The 12003-nt window shown below is 69.6% G+C and carries 12 protein-coding genes; 3 read left to right on the forward strand and 9 right to left on the reverse strand.

Translation table 11 applies throughout. From position 1 onward, the window contains the following. Positions 1–175 precede the first annotated feature (175 nt). From AB0K08_RS08895 to AB0K08_RS08915, 5 genes are all read right to left on the reverse strand, one after another. The gene (locus AB0K08_RS08895) at positions 176–577 is read right to left on the reverse strand and encodes a cytochrome c oxidase subunit 4 (protein ID WP_363353489.1); all 402 of its coding nucleotides are present in this window, start codon (positions 575–577) and stop codon (positions 176–178) included. Continuing rightward, on the reverse strand, positions 574–2283 hold the full coding sequence (gene ctaD / locus AB0K08_RS08900) for a cytochrome c oxidase subunit I (protein ID WP_363353491.1): 1710 nt from the start codon (positions 2281–2283) through the stop codon (positions 574–576). Before ctaD ends, AB0K08_RS08895 begins: the two co-directional genes overlap by 4 nt. Then, complete coding sequence (coxB, locus tag AB0K08_RS08905; RefSeq protein WP_363353575.1) at positions 2280–3152, reverse strand: cytochrome c oxidase subunit II; 873 nt, start codon at positions 3150–3152, stop codon at positions 2280–2282. The genes ctaD and coxB overlap by 4 nt, the downstream gene beginning before the upstream one ends. Positions 3153–3485: 333 nt before the next feature. Then, complete coding sequence (locus AB0K08_RS08910; protein ID WP_363353493.1) at positions 3486–3878, reverse strand: iron-sulfur cluster assembly accessory protein; 393 nt, start codon at positions 3876–3878, stop codon at positions 3486–3488. Positions 3879–4039: 161 nt separating this feature from the next. Next, on the reverse strand, positions 4040–5455 hold the full coding sequence (locus AB0K08_RS08915; RefSeq protein WP_363353495.1) for a dipeptidase: 1416 nt from the start codon (positions 5453–5455) through the stop codon (positions 4040–4042). 74 nt (positions 5456–5529) lie between these two features. Here AB0K08_RS08915 and AB0K08_RS08920 point away from each other — a divergent pair, with 74 nt between their 5' ends. Then, complete coding sequence (locus AB0K08_RS08920; protein WP_363353497.1) at positions 5530–6135, forward strand: DUF3043 domain-containing protein; 606 nt, start codon at positions 5530–5532, stop codon at positions 6133–6135. Positions 6136–6139: 4 nt separating this feature from the next. On the opposite strand, the gene AB0K08_RS08925 is transcribed toward AB0K08_RS08920, so the two are convergent. After that, the gene (locus AB0K08_RS08925; RefSeq protein ID WP_363353499.1) at positions 6140–7219 is read right to left on the reverse strand and encodes a quinone-dependent dihydroorotate dehydrogenase; all 1080 of its coding nucleotides are present in this window, start codon (positions 7217–7219) and stop codon (positions 6140–6142) included. Between the two features lie 68 nt (positions 7220–7287). On the opposite strand from AB0K08_RS08925, the gene AB0K08_RS08930 reads away from it, so the two are divergent. Beyond that, positions 7288–7470, forward strand: coding sequence for a hypothetical protein (locus AB0K08_RS08930; RefSeq protein WP_363353501.1), 183 nt, complete (start codon positions 7288–7290; stop codon positions 7468–7470). Then, complete coding sequence (locus AB0K08_RS08935) at positions 7467–8522, forward strand: alpha/beta hydrolase (protein WP_363353503.1); 1056 nt, start codon at positions 7467–7469, stop codon at positions 8520–8522. The genes AB0K08_RS08930 and AB0K08_RS08935 overlap by 4 nt, the downstream gene beginning before the upstream one ends. Here AB0K08_RS08935 and AB0K08_RS08940 read toward each other — a convergent pair. From AB0K08_RS08940 to leuA, 3 genes are read right to left on the reverse strand one after another with little or no spacing between them, the layout of a single operon-like run. After that, positions 8504–9307: an isoprenyl transferase gene (locus tag AB0K08_RS08940; protein WP_363353505.1), complete on the reverse strand. Its 804-nt coding sequence runs from the start codon at positions 9305–9307 to the stop codon at positions 8504–8506. The two genes, AB0K08_RS08935 and AB0K08_RS08940, sit on opposite strands and share 19 nt — an antisense overlap. 28 nt (positions 9308–9335) lie before the next feature. Continuing rightward, positions 9336–10151 (reverse strand): DNA repair protein RecO, encoded by an 816-nt coding sequence (gene recO / locus AB0K08_RS08945; RefSeq protein WP_363353507.1) that lies wholly within the window; start codon positions 10149–10151, stop codon positions 9336–9338. After that, positions 10151–11947 carry a 2-isopropylmalate synthase gene (gene leuA, locus AB0K08_RS08950; RefSeq protein WP_363353509.1) on the reverse strand — a complete coding sequence of 599 codons (1797 nt, stop codon included), beginning with the start codon at positions 11945–11947 and terminating at the stop codon, positions 10151–10153. The genes recO and leuA overlap by 1 nt, the downstream gene beginning before the upstream one ends. Positions 11948–12003 lie beyond the last annotated feature (56 nt).

Genomic DNA, 12003 nt, shown 5'->3' on the forward strand with positions numbered 1-12003 from the left:
CATCGGCGGCCTTTGCGTTCCAGTCTCGCCCCCGCCAGTCGAGGCTGGCGATGACGCGGGAGATGAGACTGGAGTTGGGGCCGGGAGAACGAGGCCGGGGATGAGCAGGAGACGAGAAAGGCCGGGAACCCGATGAGGGTTCCCGGCCTTTCTGCCGTTCAGTGACCGCTGCGGGTCAGTGGGCGTGATCGCCCTTGGAGTACTCGAAGACCCAGCCCACGACGAAGTAGAGGCCGAGGCCGATCCCGACGATGAAGATCCACCAGCCCAGGGCCAGGCCCAACACGAGGCCCGCACAGGCCACGCCCAGGCCGAGCGGCCACCAGCTCCACGGCGCGAAGGAGCCGTAGGTGCCGGCGTACTGGGCGATCTCGCCGTGCTCGTCGTCATCCGGGCCCACGCCGAACTTGCGGTCGGTGAGCCACAGGAAGATGGCGATCATCAACCCGAGGCCGCCGAGGGCGTAGAGCGCCGGGATGCCGGCCCACTCGGACCAGTTCACCCAGAAGCCGTAGACGGTGGCGACCACGACGAAGAAGACGCCGAGGAGCGTGAACAGCTTGACGTTGGTTCTCACTTGGCGGCCGCCTTCTCTCCGAAGATCTCGGGCTCATGCTGCGGGGACGTCGGCAACAGCTCGGGGTGGTGCAGGTCCAGGGCCGGACGCTCCGAGCGGATCCGGGGCAGGGAGTGGAAGTTGTGGCGCGGGGGCGGGCAGGAGGTCGCCCACTCCAGGGAGCCACCGAAGCCCCAGGGATCGTCCACGGTGATCTGCTTGCCCTTACGCGCCGTGACGTACACGTTCCAGAAGAACGGGATCAGGGAGGCGCCCAGCACGAAGGAGAAGATCGTGGAGAACTGGTTCATCAGGGTGAAGCCGTCCTCCACCATGTAGTCGGCGTAACGGCGCGGCATGCCCATGACACCCAGCCAGTGCTGGATGAGGAACGTGCCGTGGAAGCCGATGAACAGCATCCAGAACTGGATCTTTCCCAGCCGCTCGTTGAGCATCTTGCCGGTGAACTTGGGCCACCAGAAGAAGAAGCCGGCGAACATGGCGAACACCACGGTGCCGAAGACCACGTAGTGGAAGTGTGCCACCACGAAGTAGGTGTCGGAGACGTGGAAGTCCAGCGGCGGGGAGGCCAGGATGACACCGGTCAGGCCGCCGAACAGGAAGGTCACCATGAAGCCGAGGGTCCAGAGCATCGGGTTCTCGAAGGTGATGGACCCCCGCCACATGGTGCCGATCCAGTTCACGAACTTCACGCCCGTGGGCACCGCGATCAGCATGGTCATCAGCGAGAAGAACGGCAGCAGCACGGAGCCGGTGACGTACATGTGGTGGGCCCACACGGTCACGGACAGGGCGGCGATGGCCGTGGTGGCGAAGACCAGCGTCTTGTAGCCGAAGATGGGCTTGCGGCTGAAGACCGGGATGATCTCCGAGACGATGCCGAAGAACGGCAGCGCGATGATGTAGACCTCGGGGTGGCCGAAGAACCAGAACAGGTGCTGCCAGAGGATGGCGCCGCCGTTCTCGGGGTCGAACACGTGTCCGCCGAACCGCCGGTCCAGGCCCAGGGCCGCCAGGGCGGAGGCCAGTGGGGGGAAGGCCATCAGGATCAGGATGCCGGTGATCAGCGTGTTCCAGGTGAAGATCGGCATCCGCCACATCGTCATGCCCGGCGCACGCATCGTCAGGATGGTGGTGATGAAGTTGACGCCACCCAGGATGGTGCCGAAGCCCTGCAGGAACAGGCCGAACACCCAGAGGTCTCCGCCCACCCCCGGCGAGTACGTGGTGTTGGACAACGGCGCGTAGGCGAACCAGCCGAACGAGGCCGCACCCTGGGGGGTGAGGAAGCCGGCCACCACGATGATGGAGCCGAACAGGAAGAACCAGAAGGCCAGTAGGTTCATCCGCGGGAAGGACACATCCGGTGCGCCGATCTGCAGCGGCATGATGACGTTGGCGAACCCGATGAACAACGGGGTGGCGAACATCAGCAACATGATGGTGCCGTGCATGGTGAACAGCTGGTTGTACTGCTCCTTGGTCTGCAGCAGCTGCATCCCGGGCTCGAACAGCTCGGCGCGGATCAGCAGCGCCATGACGCCGCCGATGCAGAAGAACACGAACGAGGCGATCAGGTACATGTAGCCGATCGTCTTGTGGTCCGTACTGGTCAGCCAGTTGACGATGATCCTGCCCTTGGAGACCGGCACCACACGTGGCTGGGCCGACGCTGCGTCATCCGTGGCGTATTCGTAGGTGGTCATTCGTTGTCTCCCTCGCCGGCCGCCTTGTCAGCGGATCCGCCGGACGCTCCGGTATCGGTTCCATCGCCCTGGACCTGGTTCTCCTGGTTGCGCTGGCCGTCCGGGTTCTGGTTCGGGTTGCGGTTGTACTCGTCACCCACGTGGCCGTCTTCCATCTCGGTCAGCTGGGTGCGGAACTCCTGTTCGGAGACCACCTCGACGTTGAAGAGCATCTCGGAGTGGTATTCACCGCAGAGCTCCGCGCACTTGCCCTGGAAGGTGCCTTCCTCGGTGGGCGTGAGGTACATGAAGTTGGACTTGCCGGGAACCATGTCCAGCTTGCGCAGGAAGGCCGGGACCCAGAAGGAGTGGATGACGTCACGGGACTTGAGTTCGAACTCGACCGGCACGTCGACCGGGAGGTACATGGTCGGCAGGGTCTCCTCGACCCCTTCGGTGCCGTCCAGCTGGGCCTGCACGCCCTGGTAATGCTTCTCCTCGCCCTCGTAGCTGTAGTTGAAGTCCCAGGCCCACTGCTTGCCGTAGACCTCGACCGTCAGCGGCGAGTCCTCCACCGGGGTGTCCACCTCACGCTGGACGCGGTCGGTGAAGCCCCAGAGGGTCAGCACCATGATCACGGGGACGATGGTGAACAGCGTCTCCATCGGCACGTTGTACGCCATCTGGCGGGGGAAGCCACGGTCGCTCTTGCGGCGCCGGTAGGCCACCATGCACCAGAGCATCATGGCCCAGGCCCCCAGGCCCACGATCAGCGCAGCGATCCAGGAGTTGACCCACAAATCGGTCAACTGCGCGCTTTGGTTGGTGGTCTCCCGTGTGCCGGGCAGGAATCCTCGTTGAACCTGCTCCGAACAACCGGACAGGACCATGGCTGCCACGACGGCAAGCGCTCCCCCCTTCAGGAGACGCCTGCCCCGGCTGCCGGCTTGATTCTGCGATCTCACAGACGGCCCTTCCTCTTCAATCTCGAGTGCGAATGCCTCCCGCGGCAACACCCCGTGCAGATCAGCGTCTGAACTGGAGCGGAGCAGCCACAGGGGGACCCCTAGGTTTACTACCTACTGTAGAGCTTACCGCCCTGTTCGTCTGCCCTATGACACGCGAAAACGCCGGGTGCCCCCACCGATTCTCTGGTGGGGGCACCCGGCGTCGGGCGGTTGACCGGCAGTGGACCGCACTGCAGTCCGCCGACCGGCTGATGCCTAGTGGAAGGAGTCGCCGCAGGCGCAGGAGCCGCCGGCGTTCGGGTTGTCGATGGTGAAGCCCTGCTTGGAGATGGTGTCCTCGAAGTCGATGCTGGCCCCGGCGAGGTACGGCACGCTCATCTTGTCCACGATGACCTCGACGCCGTCGAAGTCGCGCAGGGCGTCTCCGTCCAGGACCCGCTCATCGAAGTAGAGCTGGTAGATCAGACCGGAGCAGCCGCCCGGCTGCACGGCGACGCGCAGGCGCAGGTCGGTGCGTCCCTCCTGCTCCAGCAGGGTGCGGACCTTGGTGGCCGCCACCTCGCTCAACTCGACCTCGTGTGCCTCGAGGCCCTGGGCCGGCTGGGCGGCCGGGATCTCGGTCTCGGTGGAATCTGCGGAAACGGTCATGCTCGCTCCTTCATCTGCGTGCGTGCTCCCCCGCGCCGACTGGGGGCCGGACGGCGGCTGGCCCGAAGGCCGCTCTCCTCGGTCCCAACACCCGATGCCGGCGGTTCATTCCCGCCGGTTGTGTCGCGTCGACCGGGGCCAAGAGGTGCTTCGAGTCTAGGTCAGAGCCCCACACCCGCCAACAGCAGGGCCTCTGCCAGCACGGCGTGCCGGAAGTCCCCCAGGTGCAGGGACTCGTTGGCCGAGTGGGCCCGCGAGTCCGGGTCCTCCACCCCGGTGATCAGCAGGGTCGCCTCCGGGAACACCTCCACCAGGTCCGCCGTGAACGGGATCGATCCGCCCATCCCGGCCTCGACCGGCTCCACCCCGAAGGCGGTGCGGAGGGAGGCCAGCATCAGCTGGGCCGGACCGGCCGAGGTGTCCGTGGCGAACGGCTGCCCCGTCTCCCCGGGCTCGAAGATGACCTCCGCCCCGAACAGCGCGGCATCCCGCACCGAGTCCAGGTGCGCGCGGACGGCGTCCATCGCGGCGTCCGGGTCCATGCCCGGCCCGAGCCGCAGGCTGAACTTGGCCCTCGCCTCCGGCTGCAGGGTGTTGGAGGCCACCTCGAGGCGGGTGACATCCGTGCCGATGATGCTCAGTGCCGGCTTGTTCCACAGCCGGTCCGCCAGCGGTCCCGTGCCGGCCAGCCGCACGGAGTCCAGCACCGCGGCATCGGCCCGGTAGTCGGCCTCGGGGTACTCGATGGACGCGTGCTGGGACTGCTCCAGCCTCTTGATCGCCACGTTGCCCGCGTCATCGTGCAGGGTCGCGATGAGGCGGGCCAGCAGGGTCGGCGCGTCCAGCACGGGGCCGCCGTACATCCCGGAGTGCACGGCGTGGTCCAGCACGCGCACGCCGATCACCCCGTCCACCAGCCCGCGCAGGGAGGTGGTCAGTGCCGGCACGCCGACCTTCCAGTTCCCGGAGTCGGCCACCACGATCACGTCGGCGGCCAGGATGTCCCGGTGCTTGTCCAGGAATGTCCTGAACGTGGGCGAGCCGGCCTCCTCCTCCCCCTCGATGAAGAAGGTGACGCCCACGCCCGAGTCCGCGCCGGCGTCGAGCATGGCCTTGAAGGCGGCCACATGGACCATGATCCCGGCCTTGTCATCGGCCGCGCCGCGGCCGTACAGGCGCCCGTCCCGCTCCACGGCGGTGAAGGGCTCGGTCTCCCACAGGGATTCCTCGCCCACCGGTTGGACGTCGTGGTGGGCATAGAGCAGGATGGTCGGCTGCCCCGGCCGGGCAGGACGGCGCCCGACGACGGCCGGGCCCCCGGGCGTGCCGTCCGCCTTGGCCTCGGTCAGCACCTGGACGTCGTCCAGCCCCAGCCCACGGACCAGGCCCGCGACCGCCTCGGCCGATGCCTCCAGGGGTTCGCGCTCGAAGGAGTCCCAGGCGATGCCGGGAAGGGCCACGAGGTCCTTGAGGGTCTGGACGGTCTGGGCGAGGGACCGGTCCACGGCGTCCGTGATCCGGGCGATCGTCTCGGGGTCCAACGGCAACGGGGCTGGGCTCTGGGGCTGTTCTGTCATGCGGTCCACCCTAGCGAGCGGCGGCCGGGACGACGCGGGAACCGGCCCGGCCGCCGACCGCCTAGAATGGCCGGGTGTTTGGACGCAAGAAGACCTCCGAGACCCCCTCCGCCGAGGCAGCCGAGTCGGCGCCCGTGATCGAGACCCCCGAGCAGACTGCTGCGCGCCACCAGGTGAAGAAGGGGCCGACGCCGACGCGCGCCGAGCGGGAGGCCGCCCGCCGCCGCCCGCTCGTGCCGGACGACCGCAAGGCGGCCCGGAAGGCCGCCCGCGACGCGGAGATGGTCGAGCGCCAGAAGATGCGCATGGCCATGGAGACCGGCGACGAACGCAACATGCCCCTGCGCGACCGCGGTCCGCAGAAGCGCTTCGCCCGGGACTGGGTGGACGCCCGCACCGGGGTGGGCGAATGGCTCATGGTGATCGTGCTGGTCTACGTCTTCCTCGCGTTCCTGCCGCAGTCCGACCTCGCGATCTGGTTGACCTTCTCCCTGTGGGCGATCGTGCTGCTGGTGGTGCTGGAGGGCGTGCTCATCTCGTTCCAGCTCAAGAAGCTGCTGGCCGCGAAGTTCGGGGAGGTGGAGCGCGGGGTGCGCTGGTACGGCGTGATGCGCGCCATGCAGCTGCGCCGGCTCCGCCTGCCCAAGCCGCAGACCAAGCGCGGCCAGTACCCCGCCTAGCCGGCTAGACCGCGAGCTCGCGGTTGATGCGGGCGGCCCAGAACGGCCCCTCATAGAGAAAGGCCGTGTACCCCTGCACCAGGTCGGCTCCGAGCTCAAGACGCTGGCGGACGTCGGCCCCGGTGGTCACGCCGCCGACCGAGATCAGCGCGACGTCCCGCGGCAGGGCGGCCCGGAGCCGTCCGAGCACCTCCAGGGACCGTCCCTTCAGGGGCGCGCCGGACAGCCCGCCCGCCCCCAGGGCCTCCACCTCGGACTCGGGCGTCGTCAGCCCGGCCCGGGAGACCGTCGTGTTGGTGGCGATCACGCCCTCCAGTCCCATCTCGACGGCCATCGCCGCGACCTCGTCGATGTCCTCGTCCGCGAGGTCCGGGGCGATCTTGACGGCCAGCGGCACGTGGCGGCCGGTGGTTCGGTCGGCCTCCCTCCGCACGGCGGCCAGCAGGGGGGCCAGCGCCTCGATGTCCTGCAGTTGGCGCAGCCCGGGGGTGTTGGGTGAGGACACGTTGACCACGAGGTAGTCGGCGTGCCGGGCCAACGCGGCGGTGGAGGCCAGGTAGTCGCCGGTGGCGTCCTCGAGCGCCACCGCCTTCGTCTTGCCGATGTTGACGCCCAGCACGGGGCGGTCGCGGCCGAAGCGCTTCGTCAGGACGGTCCGGGTCGCCTTCAGCCGGGGGGCGACGGCCGCGGCGCCGTCGTTGTTGAAGCCCATCCGGTTGATGAGCGCCCGGTCCTGCATCAGCCGGTGGAGCCGGGGGGCGGGGTTGCCGGGCTGCGGCTGCCCCGTGATGGTGCCGACCTCGATGTGACCGAAGCCGAGGTCCGCCAGGGCGGCGGTGCCCAGCCCCTGCTTGTCGAAGCCGGCGGCCAGCCCGAAGGGCGAGGGGAAGTCCAGTCCCATCACCCGGGTGGCCAGGTCCTTCGACGGCCGGGTGGCCCGCCGCAGCGCGGCGGAGGCGCCGCTGGTCTCGGCCGCACGGATCAGGCTGAAGCCGATGTGGTGGGCCCGCTCGGCGTCCATGCCCTGGAAGACGGCCTTGAAGAACGCGGGGTACACACGGGGCAATGGGGGCAGAGCAGTCATGTCCCTTATGGAACCACGATTCTCCCGGTGGTCCGCTCCACGTTGCGCCCGCGTAGCATGACGGTCATATGAGTGCTCCCCAGCCGTCACCCAGCGCCGAGGCCGTCCGGGCCCGGAGTGTCTGCGCCCGCGTGCTCCTGTTCCTGGCGGGCCTGCTGTGGTTCCTCCTCGCCGCGTTCGCCGATCTCCCGGCCCAGCTCGCCTGGTTGCCCACCCGGGAGTACGACGCCGGCCAGGCCGGTGAGGCGTGACCTCACCGTCCGGGGACACCCCGTTCTCCCCCACCGCTGCACCTGAGCTGCTGGCGGACTCGCCTCCCGGGGTGTGGGTCCCCGACATCCTGGACGGCTTCGAGCGCCAGACCATCCCGCTGGAGGTGGATGAGGAGGGGCCCAACGCCGCGACGCTGGTCCGGTTGGCCGGCGCGGTGCCCTCGGAAGGCGCGGTGCCCGCAGGAGGCGACGGGCCGGCGTCGGGCATCCCGGTGTTGTATGTCCACGGCTGGTCCGACTACTTCTACAACGCACCGCTGGCGCGCCTGTTCGCCGAGCGCGGCTATGCCTTCCACGCCCTGGACCTGCGCAAGTACGGCCGCTCGCTGCGCCCGGGCCAGACCCCCGGCTGGGCCGGGAGCCTCGAGGTCTACGACGACGAGATCGGGCGGGCGCTGCGCATCATCGCCCGGGACCACCCGCAGCGGCCGGTGCTGATGGGGCATTCCACGGGCGGGCTGACCCTGGCCCTGTGGGCCGCCCGGCACCCGGGGCGGGCACGGGCGCTCGTGCTGAACAGCCCGTGGCTGGAGATGCAGGGCTCGGCCCTGGTGCGGCACATGGCCTCGGCGGTGCTGGACCCGGTGGTGCGGCTGCACCCCAAGAACTTCCTGAAGCTGCCCCGGGTGGACCACTACTGGCGGACGGTCTCCGCGGCGGCGGACGGGGACTGGGACCTGCACCCGCTGTGGCGTCCGCAGTATGCCTTCGAGGTGCCCGGGGGCTGGCTCAAGGCCGTGATGGCCGGCCATGCCACGGTGGCCGCCGGACTCGGACTCACGGAGCCGGTCCACGTGATGCTCTCGGACCGCACGGTGTTCGGACCGTCCTGGCGCGAGGACATGACGGCCGCGGACATCGTGCTGGACGTGGAGATCCTGGCCCAGCGCTCCACCCGGCTGGGCCGGCACGTCACGGTGGTCCGCCACGCCGGCGCCCTGCATGACGTGATGGCCTCACCCCAGGCCATCCGGAGGCAGGCGGCCCGCGAGATGTTCCAGTGGCTGGGCGTCTACGCCGGGCCGGCCTGATCCACCGCGCCCCCGTACCGGCGGTCGCGGCGGGCGTAGACCTCCACGGCGTCCCACAGGGTGGTGCGGTCCACGTCCGGCCACAGCGTGTCCAGGAACACGAGCTCGGCGTAGGCCGACTGCCAGAGCAGGAAGTTGGACAGCCGCTGCTCACCGGAGGTGCGCAGGAACAGGTCGACGTCCGGGACGTCCGGTTCGTCCAGGTGGCGGGTGATGGTGTCCTCGCGGATGCCGGAGGACTTCAGCCGGCCCGCCTCGACCTCGCGCGCGATGGCCTGCACCGCGTCCGTGATCTCGGCGCGCGAGCCGTAGTTGACGCACATGGTCAGGTGGCAGCGCGTGTTCTGGCGGGTCTGTTCCTCGGCGGCCTCGAGCTCCTTGATGACGGAGGTCCACAGCCGGGGGCGCCGGCCGTTCCAGCGGATGCGGACGCCCCAGGAGTCCAGGGTGTCCCGCTGGCGGCGCAGCACGTCACGGGAGAACCCCATCAGGAAGCGGACCTCGTCCGGGGAGCGCTTCCAGTTCTCGGTGGAGAAGGCGTAGACGCTGACGTGCTCGATCCCCAGCTGCACGGCGCCGGCCATGACGTCCAGCAGCGCCGCCTCCCCGGCCCGGTGGCCCTCCGTGCGGGGCAGCCCCCGCTGGTTGGCCCAGCGGCCGTTCCCGTCCATCACGATGGCCACGTGGCGCGGGACGAACCGCTGCGGGATCCGTGGTGGCTGCGCCCCCGAGGGATGCGGGTACGGATCGGCGTGGCCGGCGCTGGGGGTGGGGCGGGAGGGCATGCGGCGGGTCCTCGGGTTCAGGTGCGGTTCAGGGATGCTGTCGGGCGGGCGGGTGGCCGCCCTGGTCCATCACGGCCAGGGACTTCAGATGACGTTCCAGGTGGAACTGGAGGTACCCCGCCACGATACCGGCCGCCTCCCGGCGGGACGCGTCCGGTGAGGCGTCCGCCGTGTCCCACTGGCCCGAGAACAGTGCGGCCAGCAGGGTGATGGTGCCCGGGGCGGGGGTGGCGGAGCCGGGGGGACGGCAGTCGTCGCAGACGCTGCCGCCCAGGGTGACGTTGACCGAGCGGTGGGGTCCCGGGGCACCGCACCGGGCGCAGTCGGAGAAGCTCGCGGCCCAGCCGGCGGTGGCCAGGGAGCGCAGCAGGTAGGAGTCCAGCAGCAGCCGGGGCGCGTGGGCCCCCCGTGCGAGGGCGGCCAGGGCGCCGTGCAGCAGCCGGTACTGGCTGGGGGCCTCCAGCCCGCCCCCGTGCTCCCCGACCTCCGCCGCGGTGAGCCGCTCCGCGGTCTCCACCATGGCCGAGGCCGCGGCATAGGCGTCATAGTCCTGCGCGATCCGTTGCCCGTACGGGGTCACGGACTCGGCCTGGGTGATGATGTCGAGGTTCCGGCCGTGGACCAGCTGCAGCCGGGAGAGCATGAAGGGCTCCAGGGTGGCGCCGAACTTGGAGGTCGTCCGGCGCACCCCCTTGGCCACGGCCCGGATCTGGCCGTGGCCGGGGGTCAACAGCACGATGATGCGATCCGCCTCGCCGAGCGTGTAGGTGCGCAGGACGAGGGCGTCCGTGCGGTAGCTGTTCGCCGCGTAGCCCGCACCGCGCCGGCCGCCGGACCCGGCCATCAGGCCTGGGCGGCCGAACCCCGGGCCGGGGACTGCAGGGCCCGCACCAGGTCCTCGTCATCCCGCAGGGCACGGTTCACGGCGGACACCACCGCCTTCAGGGAGGCCATCGTGGTGTTGTAGTCCAGCCCGGCGCCCCAGAGGACCCGGTCCCCCACGGCGCACTCCACGTAGGCGGCGGCCATGGCCGAGCCGCCCTCGGACAGCGCGTGCTCGGAGTAGTCCAGGACGCGGATGTCCAGGCCTTCCTCGCCGAAGATCTTGACCAGCGCCGCGATCGGGCCGTTGGCCGTGGCGGTGCGCACGCGCTTGGCCCCGTCCACCTCCGCCTCGGCGGTCATGGTGAAGCTGCCGTCCTCGGCGGTGTGCGAGCTGACGTCGCCCAGGCGGTAACGGCCCCAGCGGGCACCGTCGTCGGCCGGGTCCTCGGCCGGCAGGTACTCGTCCTGGAAGACCTTCCACAGCTGGTCCCCGGTGACCTCGCCACCCTGGGAGTCGGCCATGGCCTGGATGACGTGGGAGAACTCGATCTGGGCGCGGCGCGGCAGGTCGAGGTTGTGCTCGGTCTTGAGCAGGTAGGCCACCCCGCCCTTGCCGGACTGGGAGTTGACGCGGATGACGGCCTCGTAGGACCGGCCGATGTCCTGCGGGTCGATCGGCAGGTAGGGCACGGCCCAGGGGATGCCGTCCCGGTCCGTCCCGGCCGCCGCGGCGTCCACGTCCATGGCCTCCAGGCCCTTCTTGATGGCGTCCTGGTGGGAGCCGGAGAACGCGGTGAAGACGAGGTCGCCGCCGTAGGGGACGCGCTCGGCGACCGGCAGCTGGTTGCAGTACTCCACCGTGCGGCGGATCCCGTCCATGTCCGAGAAGTCGATCATCGGGTCGATGCCCTGGCTGAAGAGGTTCATGCCCAAGGTCACGAGGTCCACGTTGCCGGTCCGCTCGCCGTTGCCGAACAGGCAGCCCTCGATCCGGTCAGCGCCGGCCAGGTAGCCCAGCTCGGCGGCCGCCACCCCGGTCCCACGGTCGTTGTGGGGGTGCAGGGAGAGGATGATGCCGTCCCGGTTCTCCAGGTTGCGGTGCATCCACTCGATCGAGTCGGCGTAGACGTTGGGCGTGGCCATCTCCACGGTGGCCGGCAGGTTGAGGATCATCTGGCGGTCGGTCGAGGCCTCGAGGATCTCCCCCACCGCGTTGGAGATGCGCGCCGCGAACTCCAGCTCGGTGCCCGTGTAGGACTCCGGCGAGTACTGGTACACGATCTCCGTGCCCGTCAGCTGCTCCTCGTACTTCCGGCAGAGCCGGGCCCCGGAGGTGGCGATGTCCACGATCCCGTCCATGTCCTCCCGGAACACGACCCGGCGCTGGAGCACGGAGGTGGAGTTGTACAGGTGCACGATGGCCCGGTGACATCCCTCAAGAGCCTCGTAGGTCCGCTCGATGAGGTGCTCGCGCGACTGGGTCAGCACCTGGATGGTGACGTCCTCGGGGATGCGGTCCTGTTCGATGAGCTGGCGGACGAAGTCGAAGTCGGTCTGCGAGGCCGAGGGGAATCCGACCTCGATCTCCTTGTAGCCCATGTTCACGAGCAGCTCGAACATCCGCATCTTGCGGTCCGGGCCCATGGGGTCGATGAGGGCCTGGTTGCCGTCCCGCAGGTCCACCGCGCACCAGCGGGGTGCCTGGGTGATGACCCGGTCCGGCCAGGTGCGGTCCGGGAGGCTGACCTCGATCTGGTCCTGGAACGGGAGGTACTTGTGGAACTTCATCCCGGAGGTCTTCTGGAAATTGCGCATGGGGCTGGACGCCTGCCTTTCGTGGAACCCGGTTCGTGCACCGGGGTGGTCTGGCT

This window comes from Citricoccus sp. NPDC055426, assembly GCF_040677445.1.
Classification (GTDB): Bacteria; Actinomycetota; Actinomycetes; order Actinomycetales; family Micrococcaceae; genus Citricoccus.